21 protein-coding genes are annotated in these 18,459 nt (G+C 68.9%); 14 read left to right on the forward strand and 7 right to left on the reverse strand.

Annotated features, from left to right (window positions below; all coding sequences use genetic code 11):
* Positions 1–37 precede the first annotated feature (37 nt).
* The 4 genes from fdxA (at position 38) to KXD96_RS19455 (ending at position 3,833) form a co-directional block, all read left to right on the forward strand.
* Complete coding sequence (fdxA, locus tag KXD96_RS19440; RefSeq protein ID WP_260738914.1) at positions 38–364, forward strand: ferredoxin; 327 nt, start codon at positions 38–40, stop codon at positions 362–364.
* 117 nt (positions 365–481) lie between these two features.
* Positions 482–1,318 (forward strand): PPE family protein, SVP subgroup, encoded by an 837-nt coding sequence (locus KXD96_RS19445; RefSeq protein ID WP_260738916.1) that lies wholly within the window; start codon positions 482–484, stop codon positions 1,316–1,318.
* 37 nt (positions 1,319–1,355) lie between these two features.
* Positions 1,356–2,510 (forward strand): PPE family protein, encoded by a 1,155-nt coding sequence (locus KXD96_RS19450; RefSeq protein ID WP_260738918.1) that lies wholly within the window; start codon positions 1,356–1,358, stop codon positions 2,508–2,510.
* A 48-nt stretch (positions 2,511–2,558) separates the two neighbouring features.
* Positions 2,559–3,833, forward strand: a complete 1,275-nt coding sequence (locus KXD96_RS19455; protein WP_260738920.1) for an alpha/beta hydrolase — start codon at positions 2,559–2,561, stop codon at positions 3,831–3,833.
* Here the strand turns inward: KXD96_RS19455 and KXD96_RS19460 are convergent.
* Positions 3,830–4,453 carry a TetR/AcrR family transcriptional regulator gene (locus KXD96_RS19460; RefSeq protein ID WP_260738922.1) on the reverse strand — a complete coding sequence of 208 codons (624 nt, stop codon included), beginning with the start codon at positions 4,451–4,453 and terminating at the stop codon, positions 3,830–3,832. The two genes, KXD96_RS19455 and KXD96_RS19460, sit on opposite strands and share 4 nt — an antisense overlap.
* 61 nt (positions 4,454–4,514) lie before the next feature.
* Between KXD96_RS19460 and KXD96_RS19465 the strand changes: the two genes are divergently transcribed.
* Entirely contained in the window at positions 4,515–5,006 is a 492-nt protein-coding gene (locus KXD96_RS19465) for a DUF1707 domain-containing protein (protein ID WP_260738924.1), read from the forward strand.
* Positions 5,007–5,037: 31 nt separating this feature from the next.
* On the opposite strand, the gene KXD96_RS19470 is transcribed toward KXD96_RS19465, so the two are convergent.
* On the reverse strand, positions 5,038–5,490 hold the full coding sequence (locus KXD96_RS19470; protein WP_396877028.1) for a protease inhibitor I42 family protein: 453 nt from the start codon (positions 5,488–5,490) through the stop codon (positions 5,038–5,040).
* A 98-nt stretch (positions 5,491–5,588) separates the two neighbouring features.
* On the opposite strand from KXD96_RS19470, the gene KXD96_RS19475 reads away from it, so the two are divergent.
* The 4 genes from KXD96_RS19475 (at position 5,589) to KXD96_RS19490 (ending at position 10,961) form a co-directional block, all read left to right on the forward strand.
* Positions 5,589–6,638, forward strand: coding sequence for a DUF5685 family protein (locus KXD96_RS19475; RefSeq protein WP_260738926.1), 1,050 nt, complete (start codon positions 5,589–5,591; stop codon positions 6,636–6,638).
* A 178-nt stretch (positions 6,639–6,816) separates the two neighbouring features.
* Positions 6,817–8,409, forward strand: a complete 1,593-nt coding sequence (locus KXD96_RS19480; RefSeq protein ID WP_260738928.1) for a Na+/H+ antiporter — start codon at positions 6,817–6,819, stop codon at positions 8,407–8,409.
* 6 nt (positions 8,410–8,415) lie between these two features.
* A complete protein-coding gene (locus KXD96_RS19485) occupies positions 8,416–9,603 on the forward strand; it encodes an AAA family ATPase (RefSeq protein WP_260738931.1) in 1,188 nt (395 codons plus the stop codon).
* Between the two features lie 212 nt (positions 9,604–9,815).
* Positions 9,816–10,961, forward strand: a complete 1,146-nt coding sequence (locus KXD96_RS19490; RefSeq protein ID WP_260738934.1) for a glycosyltransferase — start codon at positions 9,816–9,818, stop codon at positions 10,959–10,961.
* 64 nt (positions 10,962–11,025) lie between these two features.
* Here KXD96_RS19490 and KXD96_RS19495 read toward each other — a convergent pair whose 3' ends face one another.
* The 3 genes from KXD96_RS19495 to KXD96_RS19505 form a co-directional block, all read right to left on the reverse strand.
* A complete protein-coding gene (locus tag KXD96_RS19495) occupies positions 11,026–11,502 on the reverse strand; it encodes an MPT63 family protein (protein WP_260738936.1) in 477 nt (158 codons plus the stop codon).
* A gap of 183 nt (positions 11,503–11,685) precedes the next feature.
* Positions 11,686–12,114, reverse strand: a complete 429-nt coding sequence (locus KXD96_RS19500; protein ID WP_260738939.1) for a hypothetical protein — start codon at positions 12,112–12,114, stop codon at positions 11,686–11,688.
* Between the two features lie 11 nt (positions 12,115–12,125).
* On the reverse strand, positions 12,126–12,593 hold the full coding sequence (locus KXD96_RS19505; protein ID WP_260738941.1) for a hypothetical protein: 468 nt from the start codon (positions 12,591–12,593) through the stop codon (positions 12,126–12,128).
* A gap of 110 nt (positions 12,594–12,703) precedes the next feature.
* Here KXD96_RS19505 and KXD96_RS19510 point away from each other — a divergent pair, with 110 nt between their 5' ends.
* Positions 12,704–13,558: a sulfurtransferase gene (locus KXD96_RS19510; protein ID WP_260738943.1), complete on the forward strand. Its 855-nt coding sequence runs from the start codon at positions 12,704–12,706 to the stop codon at positions 13,556–13,558.
* Positions 13,559–13,561: 3 nt separating this feature from the next.
* Here KXD96_RS19510 and KXD96_RS19515 read toward each other — a convergent pair whose 3' ends face one another.
* On the reverse strand, positions 13,562–14,407 hold the full coding sequence (locus KXD96_RS19515) for a 5'-methylthioadenosine/S-adenosylhomocysteine nucleosidase (protein WP_260738946.1): 846 nt from the start codon (positions 14,405–14,407) through the stop codon (positions 13,562–13,564).
* 246 nt (positions 14,408–14,653) lie between these two features.
* Between KXD96_RS19515 and KXD96_RS19525 the strand changes: the two genes are divergently transcribed.
* The 4 genes from KXD96_RS19525 to KXD96_RS19540 all read left to right on the forward strand — a co-directional run bounded on the left by KXD96_RS19525 (position 14,654) and on the right by KXD96_RS19540 (position 17,615).
* Positions 14,654–15,436, forward strand: coding sequence for an SDR family NAD(P)-dependent oxidoreductase (locus KXD96_RS19525; protein WP_260738949.1), 783 nt, complete (start codon positions 14,654–14,656; stop codon positions 15,434–15,436).
* Entirely contained in the window at positions 15,433–16,305 is an 873-nt protein-coding gene (locus KXD96_RS19530; RefSeq protein WP_260738951.1) for an LLM class F420-dependent oxidoreductase, read from the forward strand. The genes KXD96_RS19525 and KXD96_RS19530 overlap by 4 nt, the downstream gene beginning before the upstream one ends.
* Positions 16,305–17,036, forward strand: coding sequence for a hypothetical protein (locus KXD96_RS19535; protein WP_313901663.1), 732 nt, complete (start codon positions 16,305–16,307; stop codon positions 17,034–17,036). Before KXD96_RS19530 ends, KXD96_RS19535 begins: the two co-directional genes overlap by 1 nt.
* 84 nt (positions 17,037–17,120) lie before the next feature.
* On the forward strand, positions 17,121–17,615 hold the full coding sequence (locus KXD96_RS19540; RefSeq protein ID WP_260738956.1) for a lipoprotein LpqH: 495 nt from the start codon (positions 17,121–17,123) through the stop codon (positions 17,613–17,615).
* A 1-nt stretch (position 17,616) separates the two neighbouring features.
* On the opposite strand, the gene KXD96_RS19545 is transcribed toward KXD96_RS19540, so the two are convergent.
* Positions 17,617–18,387, reverse strand: a complete 771-nt coding sequence (locus tag KXD96_RS19545; RefSeq protein WP_260738958.1) for an SDR family NAD(P)-dependent oxidoreductase — start codon at positions 18,385–18,387, stop codon at positions 17,617–17,619.
* Positions 18,388–18,459: the final 72 nt, after the last annotated feature.

The following is an 18,459-nucleotide window of genomic DNA, read 5'->3' on the forward strand; positions in this document are numbered from 1 at the left end:
CCTACTCGCGGCTGGTCGCGGCACGAACCATGAAGCCATGACCTACGTGATCGCCGAGCCCTGCGTCGCCATCAAGGACAAGGCGTGCATCGAGGAGTGCCCCGTCGACTGCATCTACGAGGGCGCGCGGATGCTCTACATCCACCCCGACGAGTGCGTCGACTGCGGCGCCTGCGAGCCGGTGTGCCCGGTCGAGTCCATCTACTACGAAGACGACCTGCCCGCCGAATACGCCAAATACACGCAGATCAACGCCGACTTCTTCACGGAGCTCGGCTCGCCCGGCGGTGCGGCGAAGATTGGACCGACGGAGAACGACCCGGCCGCGGTCAAGAACCTCGAGAGCCGGGCCGAGGCCAGCTAGGGACCTAAGGCGCCTTTCCGGGCGCGCTCAACCGGCGTCGAATGGAATTGGCGGCTTCAGCCGTCACAAGTCGGGGCATTCCCACATTGCCCGACCAAATTCCATAAGGAGACACCGATGTCCTTTGTGATTACCCAACCCGAAGCTTTGCTCTACGCCGCGGGCAAGCTCGAGGCCCTTGGGTCCGCGTTGGCGGCCGAAAGCGCGGCGGCGGCTCCGCCGACCACCGCGATCGCGCCCGCGGCCGCCGACGAAATATCGGCGTTGCAAGCGGCGCTGTTCACGGCGTATGGCGAGCTGTATCAGTCGATCAACGCCCAGGCCGCGAGCATCCACCAGCAGTTCGTGGAAACCCTTGACACCAGCGCCGGGTCGTATCAAACCGCCGAGGCCACCAACTCCGCGGCAACCGCGTCGCCCTTCGCGGCCGCACCGGCCGTCAACGGTGCGGCAACCCCGGCGGCCGCGGCGGACCCGCCGGCGGGCAGTGGCCTGCTCAACATCGGCGACATCGGGGTGGGCAACTTCGGCTCCGCGACGTCGGACCTGCTTGCGATGGCGGGTGGCGGCCTGCTCGTCAGACCCGAAGGGCTGTCGGGCCCGGCATCGTCCGCCCTGGCCGGGACGACCCTTACGGACACGGTGCAGCCCCTCGCGGGAACGCCGCAACCCGCAGGTGCGGCGGGAGCCCCGATGGTGGCGGGTCTCGGACAGGCGACCGCGGTCGGCCGGCTGTCGGTGCCGCCCAGCTGGGCCGCCGGAGCGAGCGCGCCAACCACGCCGCCGGCAGCTCCGACGCTGACCGGCTGGACTACCGCGGCGCCCCAGGGCCCGTCGGTGGCCGGCGTGCCTGCCGGGATGCCCGCCGTGGCGACCGCCGGGAAACTCGGCGGACTGGGCGCGCCCCGCTACGGCGTCAAGCCCACCGTCATGGGACGCCCCACGGTCGCCTAGGAAACCCCAAGTTTTGAGCGAAAAGGAGTGCAGGACAATGGACTTCGGAGCACTACCCCCAGAAATCAACTCGGCACGCATGTACGCCGGGGCCGGCGCCGGGCCGATGATGGCCGCCGCGGCCGCCTGGAACGCCCTGGCCGCCGAGCTGAGCACCACCGCGGCGGGCTACGAGTCGGTGATCTCGGAGCTGACCGGCGAGCAGTGGATGGGCCCGGCCTCCACATCGGCGGCCACCGCGGTCCAGCCCTTCGTGAGCTGGCTGAACACCACCGCCGCGGCCGCCCAGTACGCCGCCGCCCAGGCCATGGCGTCCGCGGCCGCCTACGAGGCGGCCTTTGCGATGACGGTTCCGCCTCCGGTGATCGCGGCCAACAGGGCCCAGCTGGCGGCCCTAGTCGCCACCAACGTGCTCGGACAGAACACGTCGGCGATCATGGCCACCGAGGCGGAGTACTCGGCGATGTGGGCCCAAGACGCCGCCGCCATGTACGGCTATGCAGCCTCGTCGTCGGCCGCCGGAAAGTTGAGCCCGCTGACCTCGCCGACATCGACGACCAGCCCAGGCGGGATCGCCCGCCAGGCCGCCGTGGTATCGGGCACGGGTGCCGCCACCAACACGCAGGCCGGGCTCATGCAGTCGGTCAACACGTTCCAGAACACGGTGGCGGGACTCGCCGGCCCGAACGTCGGGGCGACCGCCGACCCTCCCCCGGCCACGCCCTTCTTCCAAATCCCGATCGTGCAGAACACCATCAACGGCGCGATCAACACCGCCGCGTGGTGGTCCATGGAAACCATCCCGACCTCGGTGTTGCTGGGACACACGATGAACGGCGTTCCGTCGGTCATGCTCGGCACCGCGGGCCCCTTCGTCGGACCCACGCTGGCGGGGTCGGTGGCGCAGGCCGGGTCGACCGGAATGGCCCAGGCGCCCGTGCTGGCCGGCGTCGGCCAGGCGTCCACGGTGGGTCGTCTGTCGGTTCCGGCCACCTGGTCGGCGGCCGCTCCCCCGATGGATCCCGTCGCTTCGGTCGGGTCGGGCTGGGCAGTGGCGCCCGAGGAGGCGGCACCGGTGACCGCGGTGCCGGCCGGGATGCCGGCGATGGCCACGGCCGGTAGAGGTTACGGCTTCAGCACCCCGCGGTACGGGGTCAAGCCCACGGTGATGCCGAAGACGGTTTTCGCCTGAGACAACCGGCCATGGCCGGCCCGCCGGGGCCTTTAATAGGGTGAGCCCATGCGGACAGCTCGAATCATCCACGTCATCCGGCAGATAGGGTCGCTCGTCGTCACGGCGGTAACCGCGGTATCCACGCTCAACGCCTACCGGCCACTGGCGCGCAGCGGATACCTCTCGCTCTTCTCGTTCATGTTCGGGCTGGTCGTCACCGAGTTGCCGCTGCAGACTTTGGTCAGCCAGCTCGGCGGGCTGGCGTTGACCGCCCGTCGCCTGACGCGGCCGGTGCGGATCGCCGCGTGGACGGTGGCGGGAGTGTCGGCAATGGGCCTGCTGAACTTCAGCCGTGCCGGGCACAAGGCCAACGTGCCGCTGACCGAGGCGCTAGACAGTGGCCTGGGCGCGTCTCGTCTCACCGAATCGGGGGACCTGTGGCGTAAGCCGGCCGGCAGCGGCACCGCCAAGACACCGGGGCTGCTGCGGATGATGCGCATCTATCGCGACTACGCCCACGACTCCAACATCAGCTACGGCGAATTCGGCAGCGCCAATTTTCTGGACATCTGGCGCCGTCCCGATCTCGACCTGAGCGGCAAGGCGCCGGTGCTTTTCCAGATCCCCGGCGGCGCCTGGACGTTGGGAAACAAACGCGGGCAAGCGCATCCGTTGATGAGCCACCTTGCGGAGTTGGGCTGGATCTGCGTGGCGATCAACTACCGGCACAGCCCCCGCAACACCTGGCCCGCTCACATCATCGACGTCAAGCGCGCCCTGGCGTGGGTTAAGGGCCACATCGCCGAGTACGGCGGCGATCCCGAATTCATCGCCATCACCGGCGGTTCGGCCGGCGGCCACCTGTCGGCGTTGGCCGCGCTCACCCCCAACGACCCTGAGTTCCAGCCCGGCTTCGAGGACGCCGACACCCGGGTGCAGGCCGCCGTGCCGTTCTACGGCGTCTACGATTTCACCCGGTTCAGCGACGCGATGCACCCGATGATGCCCGCGCTGCTGGTCAAATCCGTTGTCAAGGAACGGCCGTCGACCAACATGCAGCCGTTCATCACCGCCTCGCCGATCAACCACGTTTCGCCCGACGCTCCCCCGTTCTTCGTCCTGCACGGCCGCAACGACTCGCTGGTGCCCGTCGAGCAGGCGCGTGGGTTCGTCGAGCGACTGCGGCAAGTCAGCAACCAGCCCGTCGTGTACGCCGAATTGCCGTTCACCCAGCACGCTTTCGACATCTTCGGTTCGGCCCGCGCGGCGCACACCGCGGTCGCCGTCGAGCAATTCCTGGCCCAGGTGTATTCGACGCGCCGCCAGGCCAATGTGGCTTAGCCGCCGAGTATTTGGGCCACCACGCCGGTGACGATGGCCTCCGGGTCCCGCTCGATGCCGACGGTGCGTAGTTCGCCGCCGATCGCCAGGGACGAGACGCCGTGCACCAGCGACCACAGCGGCGCGGCGAGCTCGCGCGGATCCCGACCGCCGACGATGCCCGCCGCCTGGCACGCCGCGATCGCGTCGAGAAGGTCCGCGAACGCCTGCTCGCCGGCGACGGCCAGCTCGGGATGGTCCGCCTTCGGGAGCTCGGCGCCGAACATCACCTGGTAGCGATCCGGGTGGGCGACGGCCCAGCGCACGTACGCGCGGCCGAGTTCGACCACCCGGTCCTTCGGGTCGGGCGTGGCCTCGGCGGCCGCGGCGAGGCCGGCGTGCAGGTCGCGGAAGCCCTGCTCGGCCACCGTCGCGAGCAGCGCGGCCTTGTCCGCGAAGTGCCGGTACGGGGCCGCGGCGCTGACCCCGGCGCGCCTCGCCGCCTCGGTCAGCGTGAAGCCTTTGGGCCCCTTTTCGGCCACCAGCGACAAGGCGGCGCTGGTCAGGGCGCGTTTCAGGTCGCCGTGGTGGTAGCTGTCCCGACGCTTCGCACCCGCCGGGGTTTTCCGCTCACGTGCCATGTTGACGACATTAACATTTGGGACTATGTTAAGGCCATTCACATCGTTGGAAGGGGACGAAATGAACCAGCAACTCGCGACCCCGCGCGCCGGCGACCGCGACCGGGAGAGGACGGCCGCACGCCTCGGCCAAGCGCTCGCGCAGGGCTACCTGGATCTGAACGAATACGACCAACGGGTGCAGGCGGTCTTCGAGACACACACCACTGAGGAACTGCGCCAACTCCTCGCCGACCTGCCGCTGGAACGGATCCGGCGGGCGGACCCGCGACGTCGCGCCGCCCGCATCGAGGCCGCCCGCCGCGGCGTGCGCGTTCACCTCGCCGCCTACGTTGCGATGACCGTCATCGTGCTCACCGTGTGGGCGGCCGTCGCCGCCACCACCGGCGCCACGTACTTCTGGCCGATATGGCCCATCCTCGGCGCCGGGATCGGCCTCCTCAGCCACGCCCTCGGCATTCGCCCCGCGGGGACAGCCTTTGCGAAATGGGAAAGCCCCTGTGCCGCAGGCTATGCCTTGGGACGCACGCCGCGTTACACGAAAACCGGCTGAACCGGAAAGCGCGGCGTCGTTTCCGGCATGGTTATTGCACCGTGACGGTGGCCGTATACGTGCACGCCGGCTTGGAGTCATTGCCGACGAAGCTGGTGTAGGACGTGCCGATCGTCGTCGTGCCCGGCCGCAACGCGGTGAACTTCCACACCTCGGTTCCGGGCGCGCCCAACGCGTCGGAGCTCGGTGGGACGAACTCGTGACTCGTTTGCTTGATGATGCCCGGGTCGCCGATCGTCGTGTCCGGCGTCCACCGGTACGGGGTGGTGTAGTTCGAGCCCAACCGGAGGATCAGCGTGTTGCCGACGGCCACGGTGATGTTCTGCGTGATGTCGCTTTCCGTGAGCACCTGGCTCATGGGCACCTCGAGCGTCTTGGTCGACGGTGGGTTCCTGGACCCGAAGTGGCAGCCCGCCAAGATCGGCGAAACGAGCATCGCGACGGCCACCAAGCGCCTGATCTTCCCGACAGTCATCGAGCCCATTATGGCCTGGAGCCTGATCGACGTGCGGCTGCGCACGAGCCCATCACCGGCTCGGCGTTTTGGGCTCGTGTTTGCTGAATGTCCGGTAGCTTCTGTGCATGTTTGGCATCATCCGGCCCTGCCGTCACCGGCTTGGCGACGAGTTCGCAGCGGCCTGGAGAGCGCAACTGTGCGGGTTATGTCTGGCGCTGCGTGACGACTACGGCCAAGCCGCCCGCATCGCCACCAACTACGACGGGTTGGTGGTCTCGTTGCTGGTCGAAGCGCAGTCGGCCGGGCAGCCGACCCGCCGCACGGCCGGGCGGTGCCCGTTGCGGGGGATGCGCCGCGCCGACGTGGCCACCGGCGAATGCGCGCGGCTGGCCGCGGTGGTGTCGTTGGCGCTGGCCGCGGCGCGAGTCCGCGACCATATCGACGACCGCGACGGCATGGTGGGCGTGGCCGGGGTGCGCCCGGCGGCGCGCCGCATCGCCGAACGCTGGGTGCGCCAGGGCACCGACACCGGTCGCTCCCTGGGCTTCGACACCGGGAAGCTCGTCGCCGCGATGGACCGCCAGGCCGCGCTCGAATCGCAGGCCCGTCCGGGCAGCTCACTGTTGCTGGTGACCGAGCCCACCGAGACCGCCGTCGCCGAAGCGTTCGCCCACACCGCCGTGCTGGCCGGCCGCCCCGACAACGGGATGCCGCTGCGCGAGGTGGGGCGGCTATTCGGCAGGGTGGCCCACCTGCTCGATGCGGTCGAGGACTACCGCGACGACGTCGCGCGAGGCAAGTGGAACCCGTTGGCCGCCACCGCAACTCCCGTCGCGGCCGCCCGTGCTCTGTGTGACGACGCGGTCTTGGGCATCGAGCTGGCGCTGGCCGACGTGTCGTTTACCGACAGGCGTTTGGTCGATCGGCTGTTGATCGGCGAGGTGCGCCGCGCGATCAACCGCACTTTCGCGCAGGCCGGTTACCGCGCACAAAGCGGAACGCCGCACGGCCAGCAGGGACCGATCAACTTCGGCGACCAACCGTTTGAGCCCGCGGTCGGGGAGGGAATTCCGGGCCGCAAGCGGCGCGGAGGCGGCACCGGCAGCTGCTGGTGCTGCTGCGATGGCTGCGATTGCTGCTGCGAGTGCGACGACTGCTGCTGCGATTGCACTTGAGGCCCGGCTAAGGGCTCATCCTCGACCATCACACGACCGTCGAATTTGATATCGCGGGCGCTATCAGTTTTGAGCTTCGGGTGGCTCCCCGCACACGGGGCTGAAATGACCCAAGTGACAACGCTCTGCACCCGCGCCCCGCTCGGCGCACACCGGACGTGTCCGGCAGGATGGGCTGGTGTTTGGCCTCGTCCTGATCGTTGCGCTCGTCTCCACCGTCATCGTCGGGACGGTCCTGGGGCGGCGCTATCGCGTTGGTCCCCCGGTGCTGCTGATCGTGCTCGGCACGTTGCTGGGTTTGATCCCAAGCTTCGGCCACGTGCACATCAACGGTGAGATCGTGCTGCTGCTGTTCCTGCCGGCCATCCTCTACTGGGAGGGCCTGAACACCAGCTTCCGCGAGATCCGGGCGAACGCACGCATCATCGTGTTCCTGAGCGTGGCGCTGGTGATCGCGACGGCCGTCGCGGTGTCGTGGACGGCGCGGGCGCTGGGCATGGACTCCCACGCGGCGGCCGTGCTGGGCGCGGTGCTGTCCCCCACCGACGCCGCCGCCGTGGCCGGCTTGGCGAAGAAGTTGCCCCGCCGGTCGGTCACCGTGCTCAAGGCCGAGAGTCTGATCAACGACGGCACGGCCCTGGTCCTGTTCGCGGTCACGGTCCACGTCGCGATCGGCGGATCCGCGATCACCCCGGCCGACCTGGTCGGCCGGTTCGTCGGCTCCTACCTCGGCGGGATCGCCGCCGGGCTCTTGGTCGGTGGCGCGGTTACGTTGCTGCGCAAGAGACTTGACGCGCCCCAAGAGGAAGGGGCGTTGAGCCTGCTGACGCCGTTCGCGGCGTTCCTGCTGGCGCAGAGCATGGACTGCAGCGGGGTTGTCGCGGTCATGGTCGCCGCCCTGATGCTCGCCTACGCCGGGCCGGTGGTGATCCGCGCGCGATCCCGCCTGCAGGCGTACGCGTTCTGGGACAGCGCGACCTTCCTGCTCAACGGCTCGTTGTGGGTGTTCGTCGGCGTCCAGATACCGGGAGCGCTGCGCGGCATCGCCGGCGTGGGCGGCGGGGTTCGCCACGCGCTGTTCATTGCGCTCGCCGTCACCGGCGTGGTGATCCTGTCGCGGATTTTCTGGGGCGAGATCACGGTGCTGCTGATCCGGCTGATCGACCGCCGGGAGGCGCAGCGCGAACGTCGCGTCAGCTGGCGTCAGCGCTTCGTCACCGCGTGGGCGGGGTTCCGCGGGGCCGTGTCGCTGGCCGCCGCGCTTGCCGTCCCGGCGACCACGCTCGGCGGCGCGCCGTTCCCCGACCGCAGCCTGCTCATTTTCGTCGTGGTTTTCGTGATTCTGACGACCGTCCTGGTTCAGGGCACCACGCTGCCGGCCGTGGTCCGCTGGGCCAAGATGCCCGAGGACGTTGCCCACGCCGAGGAATTGCAGCTGGCCCGCACCCGGGGCGTCCGAGCCGCCCTCGACGCGCTGCCGTCCGTTGCCGACGAGGTCGGCATCAGTGACGACCTGCGGCGGCGGCTGCAGAAGGAGTACGAGGAAAAGGCCGCGCTGACCCTGGCCACCGAGGGCGACTCGACGAACAGCCACCTGGTCAAGCGCAAGGAGCTGGTCCGCCGGGTGCGACTGGGTGTGCTGGAGAGCAAACGCCGCGAGATCACCGCGCTGCGCAACCAAAACCTGATCGACGACATCGTGCTGCGCGAGCTGCAGAACGAAATGGACCTCGAGGAGATCCAACTGCTCGGCGCCGCCGAGAACGAGTAAGCCACCATGTTGCAGACGGTGGCGATCCGCGGGTATCGCTCGCTGCGCGAGGTGATCCTGCCGGTGGGTCGGCTATCGGTGGTTACCGGCGCCAACGGGGCCGGCAAGTCGTCGCTATACCGTGCGTTGCGGCTGCTGGCCGATTGCGGCCGCGGCGAGGTGATCGCGTCGCTCGCCCGCGAGGGCGGGCTGCAGTCCGCGCTGTGGGCCGGACCCGAGGAGCTCAAGGGCGCCCGCCGGACCGGGAGGGTTGAGGGCACGGTGCGCACCCGGCCGGTCTCCCTCGAATTGGGCTTCGCCTCAGACGATTTCGGCTATCTCGTCGACCTGGGCATGCCGCAGATGGCGGGGCCGAAGTCGGCCTTCGGCCGTGACCCCGAGATCAAGCGGGAAGCGTTGTTCGCCGGCCCGGTGCTGCGCGCCGGCACGACGCTCGTGCGCCGCACGCGCGATTTCGCCGAGGTGAGCGCGGACTCCGGCCGCGGGTTCGACGAGTTGTCCCACTCGCTGCCGTCGTACCGCAGCGTGTTGGCCGAGTACGCCCACCCGCACGCGCTCCCCGAACTCGCGGCCGTCCGGGAGCGGTTGCGCGGGTGGCGGTTCTACGACGGCTTCCGCGTCGACGCGGGGGCGCCGGCGCGGCACCCGCAGGTGGGGACGCGCACCCCGGTGCTCTCCGATGACGGCAGCGACTTGGCCGCAGCGATCCAGACCATCATCGAGGCCGGTTTCGACGACCTGAGCCGCGCCGTCGCCGACGCGTTCGACGGCGCAACGGTTTCCGTCGCCGTCCACGACGGGCTCTTCGATCTGCAGCTGCGTCAGCGGGGCATGCTGCGACCGCTGCGGTCTGCCGAATTGTCCGACGGCACACTGCGACTCCTGCTGTGGGCCGCCGCGCTGTCGAGCCCGCAGGCGCCGTCGCTGATGGTGCTCAACGAACCCGAGACCTCACTGCATCCCGATCTGGTGCATCCGCTCGCGGGGCTGATCCGCACCGCCGCAGCGCGCACACAGGTCCTGGTGGTCACCCATTCGCGTGCTCTGCTCGAATTCCTGGACACCGTGCCGGTGGCCGACGCCGACGGGAGCGACCGAGCCGTCGAGATCGAGCTGTGCAAAGAGTGGGGCGAGACGCGCGTCGCCGGTCAGGAATTGGTGACCACGCCGCCCTGGGACTGGGGCAAGCGGTAGTTTCGCGCGCCCGCCGACCCCGTTGCGTGTGCGCCCAGGGCGGCGCCACTCGGCGTGTCGCCGCCCTGGGCGCACACCCAAAGCCCTGAGCGCACGCTCGACGCGGGCCGAGCGTCCCCAGATGCCGGCCCTTCGGCGGAATTCATGGACTGTTCAGGCCAGCGCCAATTCCCCATTGTTGAGTGCACACGCGCGCCGCGTGTCCTCACCTTATGCGCGTTGCACAGGTCGCCAATTTCTACGGCCCTCGCTCCGGCGGCCTTCGCACCGCGGTGGATCGACTGGGCGCCGAATATTGCGCCGGCGGGCACGAGGTGTTCCTGATCGTTCCCGGTCAGCGCGCCGAGCGCAGCCGGCTGCACACCGGCGTGGTGCGAATCACCCTGCCGGCCCGGCTGATTCCCCTCACCGGTGGCTATCGCGCGGTTATGCCCGGCCCGGTCAAGGCGCTGCTGCGGGCTTTGCGGCCCGACGCGCTGGAGGTCTCCGACCGGCTCACGCTGCGCTCACTGGGCAAGTGGGGTCGCGACCATGGCGCCACGACCGTGATGATCTCCCACGAGCGGTTGGATCGGCTTGTGGGACAAATACTTCCGCACCGGGCCGCGGTAAAGTTCGCCGATCTGGCCAACGCGCGCACCGCGGCCGATTACGACACAGTGGTGTGCACCACCGGTTTCGCGCGCGAGGAATTCGACCGAATCGGTGCGACCAACACCGTGACCGTCCCGCTGGGTGTGGACCTGCAGACCTTTCACCCGCGCCGGCACTCGTACCTGCTGCGGCGACGCTGGGCCGCACCGACGCAGCTGCTGGTGGTTCATTGCGGCCGGCTGTCGGTGGAAAAGCGCGTCGACCGCAGCATCGACGCGATCGGCGAGTTGCGCCACGCCGGGGTCGATGCCCGGCTCGTCGTGGTGGGCGAGGGTCCGTTGCGGGCCCGGCTGGAGCGACAGGCCGCCCGGCTGCCGGTTGACTTCACCGGCTTCGTCTCCGACCGGCGCACGGTGGCCGGGCTTCTAGCGTCGGCCGACGTGACGCTGGCGCCCGGGCCGCACGAGACGTTCGGGCTGGCCGCGCTGGAGTCGCTGGCCTGCGGGACGCCGGCCGTGGTCTCGCGCACCTCGGCGCTGACCGAGATCATCACCCCGGACAGCGGCGCTTCGGCGGACAACCACCCGGCCGCGATCGCGCGTGCGGTCAGCGCCGTCACCAGTCGTCCCGAACACCACCGCCGCGTCTCCGCTCGACGCCGCGCCGAGGACTTCACCTGGCATCGCGCGGCGACGGGCATGCTGGCCTCGTTGGGGGCGCCGGCACTGCCCGATCACCGCGGCGATTCCGAACACACCGCATAACCATTCCCGCCTATTCGCCATGAAGCGGGCGAATACGCTGGGGTCGCGTGTTAGCTCCGAGGGCTTACGGTCCCCAAATGAGCAGGTCTTCCATCCCGTTGTTCATCGTCACTGTGGTCGGCGCCGGACCCGTGACGTCGAAGTGGATTTTGCCGGTCGCCTGCGCGCCGTCGGGAATGGTTGCCCCACTGATGTTCGTCGGGCTCGCGACGTACCACAGGACCCGATAGGCGGCCGCATTCGGGGCGACGGCATTGAACTGCGAAATTGCTGGAGTAACAGTGCCCCGGATCGACCTGACGGTAGCCGTGGCTTCCCATAGCTTGCCCGTCGGGGTGTAGCCGGGGGTTGCGTCGGTGCTGGGCTGGAGGTTGCTGACCGTCCACGCAAGGACAACCTGGCCGACGCTGTCGGTCATCGTCAGTTCGCTACCCAGTTTGCCGACAACGGGATAGGTGGCCGATGCAGTCGGCACGCCGCTCACACCAATCGCGGTCATTACGACGGCTGCTACCGTCATGATCATCGTGGTGATTTTCACTGTATTCCTCCTCGTTTGAGCGGCCAAGCCATTTGCCGCCAATCGATCCGAAGGATTAATTGTGTCTCCCGCATTGTCCTTTCGCTAGGGCCATTCGACCCATTAGTTCTCCGGGGCTACCCGGCACCAAATGGCCCGGCATTCGGCGCCCGCGGCGGAAATGGAAAATGGTCGCGAGCTTTACTATCCGCCGGCGCGCTCCGGCTTCCAGCCGACATACGTCAGGTAAAGCCCGGCGGACGCGAGGCAGGCGAATAACACCCATATCACCGCGGACATACCCGAGCCTTGCACCGCGTCGCCGGCCGCGTCGTAGGCCCGGGGCACGGTCAACAACAGCACTCCACGTATCAGGAAAAACCAGCCCACGGTCGACACGATGACCGCCGCCAGGCTGCGCCAGTACTGGTGGAACGCGATGATGAAGATCCCACCCATCAACAGGATGGCCCCATAAAGCCACGGCCACATGGGATTTGCCTTGAACTCCGTGAACAGCGTCTGCATGTACGAGCGGCGCACCGCGACCGTGATCGGCACGATGGTGAGGTAGGGGCCCAGCACACGGGCGAACATGCGGGTACGGGTCTGCGATTGCTCGGATGAACTCATCGATGAAGTCCTTAGAAGCCGGATGCCGCCCATGATCCGGGCGGGTAAGGCGGAACCGTGCCGGCGAAGGCGCCATCGGTGATCCTGCACAGGGTGTCGGAAATCGTTCCGGCGTTGGCCAATACCTTCGGGTCGCTGCCCGGCACGACGCGCGCGACCACCGCCTGCCAAAAGTAGCCGATACCGCCGTGCTCGTACCAGACGAACCAATCGCCGTCGTGATTGCCGGCCCGAATCAGCCGGCGGAACGGCAACGTCGGATCGCTGACCGAGTCGGTCGCGTTGAACGGCGCGCCGACGTCGGCGATGGGCGGAAGAAGCTTGAGGAGCTCCGGGGGCACCTGGGACAAATGCTGCACTTCCTGAACGGGTGTCGTCAGCGCGCACTGGGTATTTGGCATCGCTTCGGCGGGAACCGCGGTCACCAGAGCCGACGCGACCGCGAGACACCCGGTGAATCCATAGCTGATGCGCGTCACGATCTGCTCCATCTGCCCTATCGCCCACCAGGACACTACGCCGCGGTTTGCTGATGAGAAGCGAAATCGCGCGGTCGCTAGGCTCGCTGAAAACATGAGGAGGCGAATCGGTGGAAGCCCGAGACCAGGTTTTGATCACCGTCGCGGAGTTGGCTGAGCTCATCGAGGCCGGCGATCCGTTAGCCATCCTTGACGTCCGTTGGCGGCTCGACGAGCCCGACGGGCGGCCGGCCTACCTGCGGGGCCACCTCCCGGGCGCGGTGTACGCGTCCCTCGAGGACGAACTGAGCGATCACACGGTCGCCGGACGCGGCCGCCACCCGCTGCCGTCGGGGAGCGAGCTCCAGGCCGCCGCCCGCCGATGGGGGGTCCGGCGGGACTCGCCGGTGGTGGTCTATGACGACTGGAATCGCGCCGGTTCGGCGCGCGCCTGGTGGGTGTTGACGGCCGCCGGCCTGCCGAACGTCCGCATTCTGGACGGTGGGCTGGCCGCCTGGCGCTCGGCCGGCCGTGGCCTCGAAACCGGCCCTGTCACACCGCAACCCGGAAATGTGACTGTGCTGCACGATGATCTGTATGCCGGATGCCGACCCACCCTGACGGCCGAGCAAGCCGGCACCGGCGACGTGACGTTGCTCGATGCGCGAGCGCCCGAGCGCTTCCGCGGCGAGGTCGAACCGCTCGACCCCGCCGCCGGGCACATCCCCGGGGCCACGAACCTGCCGAGCACCGCCGTCCTGGCCGCCGACGGCACGTTCGTCGGCGGCGACGCGCTCGTCCGACTGCTGGCCGACTGCGGGATCGAGTCTGACGGCGCGCTGGCCGCCTACTGCGGCTCGGGCGTGACCGCCAGCGTCACGATCGCCGCGCTCGCGGCGCTGGGCCGGGAAGCAGCCCTTTTTCCCGGGTCGTGGTCCGAGTGGTGTTCGGACCCGGGCCGCGCGGTCGCCGTCGGACCCGGATAACGGTCAGGCACCCGTCCAGCTCCGCAGGAAGGCAGCGGTCACCCGCGCGGCGTTGTTGGCGGCGATCCGCTTGTAGCGGAAGAACTGGACGGGGAAGCCCGGCAGGTGAAGTGGGTCGCCCGGGCCGTCCGTAATGCCCCGGATGCCAAGGAACGGGATACCGTGCGCGTCGGCCACGCCCTGCGCGGCCGCGGTCTCCATGTCCGTCGCGTCAAAGGCCGGGTCCGCCGTCGAGACGACGTTCAGGTTGCTGATCAGGGCGCTTCTCAGCCAGGGGCCCGCCGCCCGCCGGAAGTTGCCGGTATAGCGGAGCGATCGGTCCGGCGCGCTGCGGGGCTGGCAGCCGAAAACGTCGCCGCCGTTCGGGATGCACGGGAACGCCACGCCGTTGTTGTTGTCCCAGCTGCAACCGTCACCGCCGACCACGACTTGCGGCCGGCGTCGCAGATCGATCCTCCGGACGACGCTTTCCAGTGGGACAGAGAGCTTCTCGGCCGTCGCCAGCATGGCGGGATCCACCGGGTGAAACGTGTTGCCGTTGTCCAGTGTCCAGCGCGCCGGTACGGCCACGTCCGCGATGCTGGTGCGCCCCGCCCCGCCGGCGACGCCCGAAAATACCACCGCGCCAAGGGCGAATCGGGCGCAGGCTACCGCGGTGGTGTCGACGGCGTTCACCAGGCCGATGCCGGTCATCGCCACGATCACCTTCGTGCCGGCGATCGCGCCGAGATAGAAGTGCCGACGGTCGGCGATCACCACCGGATCGGGATCGAGCGTGGTGTGCGACAGCACCGCGTCGGCCTCGGCCGGAAACGCGGACAACACCAGCGTGCGTCGTGCCACACCCACCGCCCCAGTAAACGCCACCACGGCCGCGTCCGGACACAGCGGCTTTGCTGATTCCGGCCCTGCACCGGCAGGCCAGCGGTTAGTCTCAGCGGCGTTGCAGCCAGGCACGGAGGAGCACCTACGCCACCGACGCGGAGATCTTCCCTAAGATGAGCCATGACATGATGCTCGATCCCGGGTGGCGCGCCGTCGCCGAACGAATCCACGCGTGGCTCGAAATATGTGTGCCCGCAGGCTGACTCCGCGATGACGGGCCGACTGGACGGCAAGGTCGCGATCATCACCGGGGCCAGCACCGGCCTGGGACCGGTGCTGGGTTCGGTGTTCGTCCGGGAGGGGGCCAAGGTGCTGCTGGCCGCGCGGCGCGAAGAGCTCGTCCGCGATGCCGCCACCGCGGCCGGTCCCGGAGCCGTCGCGATGCGCGCGGATGTGACCGACGAGCATGACGTCGCTGCCATGGTGGCCCGAGCCGTCGACGAATTCGGCCATGTCGACGTCCTGTGCAACAACGCCGCCGCCCCGGGACAGGACCGCTGGATCTGGGAGCAGACGCTGGACAACTGGAACGCCACGATCGCCATCGACGTCACCGCGGCGATGCTGTGCACCCGGGAAGTGCTCAACCAGTCGATGTTGGCGCGCCGTCGCGGCGTCATCCTCAACTTCTCCTCCACGGCGGGCTATTCCGGCGTCGTCCGCAAGAGCCACTACGTCACCGCCAAGGCGTCCCTTCGGGCGTTCACCAAGGCCGTGGCGCTGGAGGTCGGCCCCTACGGCATCCGGTGCAACTGCATCGTGCCCGGAGCCATCGACACTGAGCTGTGGCGTCGGTGGGTGCAGCGCACGGCCGACGAGCAAGGGGTCGATTTCGCCACCCAGCGGGCCAAAGCCCTCAAAGGGGTTGCGCTGCAGGATATCTCCACGACCAACGATGTCGCCAACTTGGCGCTGTTCCTGGCCAGTGACGAAAGCCGGACCATCACCGGCCAATCGATCCCCGTCGACGCCGGAGGGTACATGCAGGGATGAGCACCGTTCGACTCTCGGTGGCCACACCCGTGGTGACGATGTTCCCAAAGTCCAGCGGCGACTGGGAGAAACACGCCTCCATCGAGGACCTGGCGCGCATCGCCGAAGCCGCCGATCGGCTCGGCTACCACCACCTGACCTGCAGCGAGCACATCGCGCTGCCCGCCGCCGAGACGCACCGCCGCGGCACCCGCTATTGGGATCCGCTGGCCACCTTCGGCTACTTGGCCGCGCGCACCCGGCGAATTCGGTTGGCCACCAACGTGCTGGTGCTCGGGTACCACCATCCACTCGAGGTCGCCAAGCGCTACGGCACGCTGGACAAGGTCAGCGGCGGCAGGCTCATCCTCGGGGTCGGCGTCGGCAGCCTCAAAGAAGAGTTCGAGCTCATCGGCGCGCCGTTCGACGACCGCGGACCGCGCGGCGACGACGCCCTCAGGGCCCTGCGCGCCTCGCTGTCCGTGCCCGAACCCGCCTACCACGGCGAGTTCTATTCGTTCGACGGCATGGTCGTCGATCCGTGCGCGGTGCAGGAGCATGTCCCGATCTGGATCGGTGGGCGCACGCTACGGTCGCTGCGCCGCGCCGTGGCCCTGGCCGACGGCTGGGCGCCCTTCAGCGTGACCCTGGAGCAAGCGCGGGACTGGTTGCGCCGCTTCGACCTTCGGCCGGGATTCGAGGTCGTGCTGCCCCCACCGGCGCCGCTGGACCCGATCGACGAGCCGGAGCGCACCCGCGACGCGGTCGGCCAAGCGGCCGCGCACGGCGCCACCATCGTGCCCGCCGTCTTCAACCACACCTCGCTGCAGCACTACCTGGACAACCTGCAGGCGCTGGCCGAGCTGCACTCCCCCGCGGGTGCCGCGTGATACGCGTCAGGGCAGGCATATTCAGCCTTACCGCCCCCGCTCCGGCCGACGACGACGGCAGCTACCTGCGTTGGCACCTGCTGGATCACATGCCGGAGCAGTATCAGCTGCCGGGCATCGTGCACGGGCTGCGCTGGATCGCCGACGGCGACTACCCCGAGCATCGCCTGGCCGGAAACGGCCCCCTCGGTGAGATCGGCAACGCGGTGCACTACCTGGTGAGCGACCCCGTCGAGGAAACCTTCGACGACTTCGTCGCGCTCGGTCGCGCGCTGCGCGAGAACGGTCGGTTCCCCGTCGTCCGGCCGTCGCTGCAAGTGTGCGGCCTGCGGTTGCTGCAGTGGGAATCTTCGCCGCACGCGCTCGTTTCCGCCGAGGTGGTGCCGTTTCGGCCGCACCGCGGCATCGTGCTCATCGTCGAAGAACCCGTCGACGGACGCCGCCCGGACGAGTGGCTGCAATGGCTGCGTGCCGAGCACCATCCGGCGCTGCTCGCCGTGCCGGGCACGGCCGGCGCATGGACATTCGGTTCCAGCGCCGGCTGGAGCCACCTGCCGCAGGGCTGGCGAACGGGCCGACAGTACATCACCGTCGTCTACCTCGATGACGACCCGCTGACCACCTCGGGCGCGCTGGCACCCGTCCTGGAAGAGCGCTGGCGATGGGCCGCCGTGCGACCGTTGTTTGCCGGGCCGCTGCGGAGCATGGTGAATTGGGAAGCGTGGCGGTAAACCCCGCGGTTGGCCGGCCGTTAGGGAAATGAGGCCTTCCCGCAACGAATGGGCCCTATAGTCCCCGCTGGCAAAGGAGGTGACATGCGAAGCCCGTACGTCCTCGCGGCCACCGGGATCGTGCTGGCGGCCGGTCTGTCCGGCTGTTCCGGCAAGGGCGGGAAACCGGCGTCCGCCCCGAGTTCGACTCCGGCTCCGGTAACCACGACCGTCATGATCGACGGGAACAAACACACCATGACCGCGCGAGTCGAATGCTCCAGTTCGGCGGCGCAACCGGACGCGTCGCCCCCGGAATCGGGGGACCTCACCACCCGCATCAACGTGCACGACGATACGGCGTCAGTGTCACTGGCGATTTCGGACGAGAATCCGCCCATGGTGGACGGATTCGCGGTCTCGCTCACTCTGGCGACCGGTCAATACCAACTCCCCTATCAGGCCACCAGGTCGGCAACCCAGGTCCAGGCAACCAGGCAGGGCAAGAGTTACACGGTGACCGGGACGGGCGAAGCGACAACACCCGGCCAAAGCGGCACGCGCCCGGTGACTTTCGGGGTGCACGTCACCTGCCCGTGAGTCAGCGCAGAATGGTGCCGCCGTCGATGTTGATCACCTGTCCGTTGATCCAGGAGCCCTCCTCGGAGCACAGAAAGGCGACCAGCGCGGCGACGTCGTCGGGATCCCCCACGCGCGTTCCGCGGATTCGCTTCAGCGCGCCGGCTTGCAGCTCCGGCCATTGCGGTGCGGAGCGGATGGCGTCGGTGGCGGTGAATCCCGGTGCGACGGCGTTGCAGCGAATGCCTTCCTTCCCCCACCGGGACGCGACGTGCCTTGTCAGCGCGCCGATTCCGGCCTTTGCGGTGGCGTAGGCCGGTCGCGCGGGCTCTCCCTGAAAGGCCGCCGCCGAGGACATGTTGACGATCACCCCGCCGCCGCGCTCCAACATTCGCGGGATGGTGTACTTCATCGCGGCCAGGTATCCGCGCAGGTTCACGGCCATCACGCGATCCCAGGTGCCGAAGTCGATATCCACCACGTCGGTGTCGACCCGGATGGTGCTCATGTCCGCGCCCACGTTGAACAGCAGGTCGACCCCGCCGTACGTGGTGGCCGCGCTGTCGACCAGGGCGGCAACCGATTCGGGATCCGACAGATCGAAGGCGAAGTGCGCCGCCGTTCCACCCGCAGTCACGATGCGCGCGGCCGTCTGCTCCGCGGCGTCGTCGGCGATGTCGCCGACGACCACCCGGCAGCCTTCGGCGCCGAGGCGAGCTGCCGTTGCCGCACCGATGCCGGTGGCACCGCCGACGACGATCGCGACCTTGTCGGCCAGACCGCGCAGCCCCATGGCCGCCTCCTTCGGGACTGTTGACTTGACCTCTACAGTTCTAGAGGGTTGCGGGCGAGAAGGAAACCTCGG

This window comes from Mycobacterium sp. SMC-2 (genome assembly GCF_025263485.1).
Classification (GTDB): Bacteria; Actinomycetota; Actinomycetes; order Mycobacteriales; family Mycobacteriaceae; genus Mycobacterium.

What these genes read in the sequence shown, in the direction of transcription:
- fdxA (WP_260738914.1), top strand. Translation starts at nt 38, where the DNA reads ATGACCTACGTGATCGCCGAGCCCTGCGTCGCCATCAAGGACAAGGCG.
- KXD96_RS19445 (WP_260738916.1), top strand. Translation starts at nt 482, where the DNA reads ATGTCCTTTGTGATTACCCAACCCGAAGCTTTGCTCTACGCCGCGGGC.
- KXD96_RS19450 (WP_260738918.1), top strand. Translation starts at nt 1,356, where the DNA reads ATGGACTTCGGAGCACTACCCCCAGAAATCAACTCGGCACGCATGTAC.
- KXD96_RS19455 (WP_260738920.1), top strand. Translation starts at nt 2,559, where the DNA reads ATGCGGACAGCTCGAATCATCCACGTCATCCGGCAGATAGGGTCGCTC.
- KXD96_RS19460 (WP_260738922.1), bottom strand. Translation starts at nt 4,453, where the DNA reads ATGGCACGTGAGCGGAAAACCCCGGCGGGTGCGAAGCGTCGGGACAGC.
- KXD96_RS19465 (WP_260738924.1), top strand. Translation starts at nt 4,515, where the DNA reads ATGAACCAGCAACTCGCGACCCCGCGCGCCGGCGACCGCGACCGGGAG.
- KXD96_RS19470 (WP_396877028.1), bottom strand. Translation starts at nt 5,490, where the DNA reads ATGGGCTCGATGACTGTCGGGAAGATCAGGCGCTTGGTGGCCGTCGCG.
- KXD96_RS19475 (WP_260738926.1), top strand. Translation starts at nt 5,589, where the DNA reads ATGTTTGGCATCATCCGGCCCTGCCGTCACCGGCTTGGCGACGAGTTC.
- KXD96_RS19485 (WP_260738931.1), top strand. Translation starts at nt 8,416, where the DNA reads ATGTTGCAGACGGTGGCGATCCGCGGGTATCGCTCGCTGCGCGAGGTG.
- KXD96_RS19490 (WP_260738934.1), top strand. Translation starts at nt 9,816, where the DNA reads ATGCGCGTTGCACAGGTCGCCAATTTCTACGGCCCTCGCTCCGGCGGC.
- KXD96_RS19500 (WP_260738939.1), bottom strand. Translation starts at nt 12,114, where the DNA reads ATGAGTTCATCCGAGCAATCGCAGACCCGTACCCGCATGTTCGCCCGT.
- KXD96_RS19525 (WP_260738949.1), top strand. Translation starts at nt 14,654, where the DNA reads ATGACGGGCCGACTGGACGGCAAGGTCGCGATCATCACCGGGGCCAGC.
- KXD96_RS19530 (WP_260738951.1), top strand. Translation starts at nt 15,433, where the DNA reads ATGAGCACCGTTCGACTCTCGGTGGCCACACCCGTGGTGACGATGTTC.
- KXD96_RS19540 (WP_260738956.1), top strand. Translation starts at nt 17,121, where the DNA reads ATGCGAAGCCCGTACGTCCTCGCGGCCACCGGGATCGTGCTGGCGGCC.
- KXD96_RS19545 (WP_260738958.1), bottom strand. Translation starts at nt 18,387, where the DNA reads ATGGGGCTGCGCGGTCTGGCCGACAAGGTCGCGATCGTCGTCGGCGGT.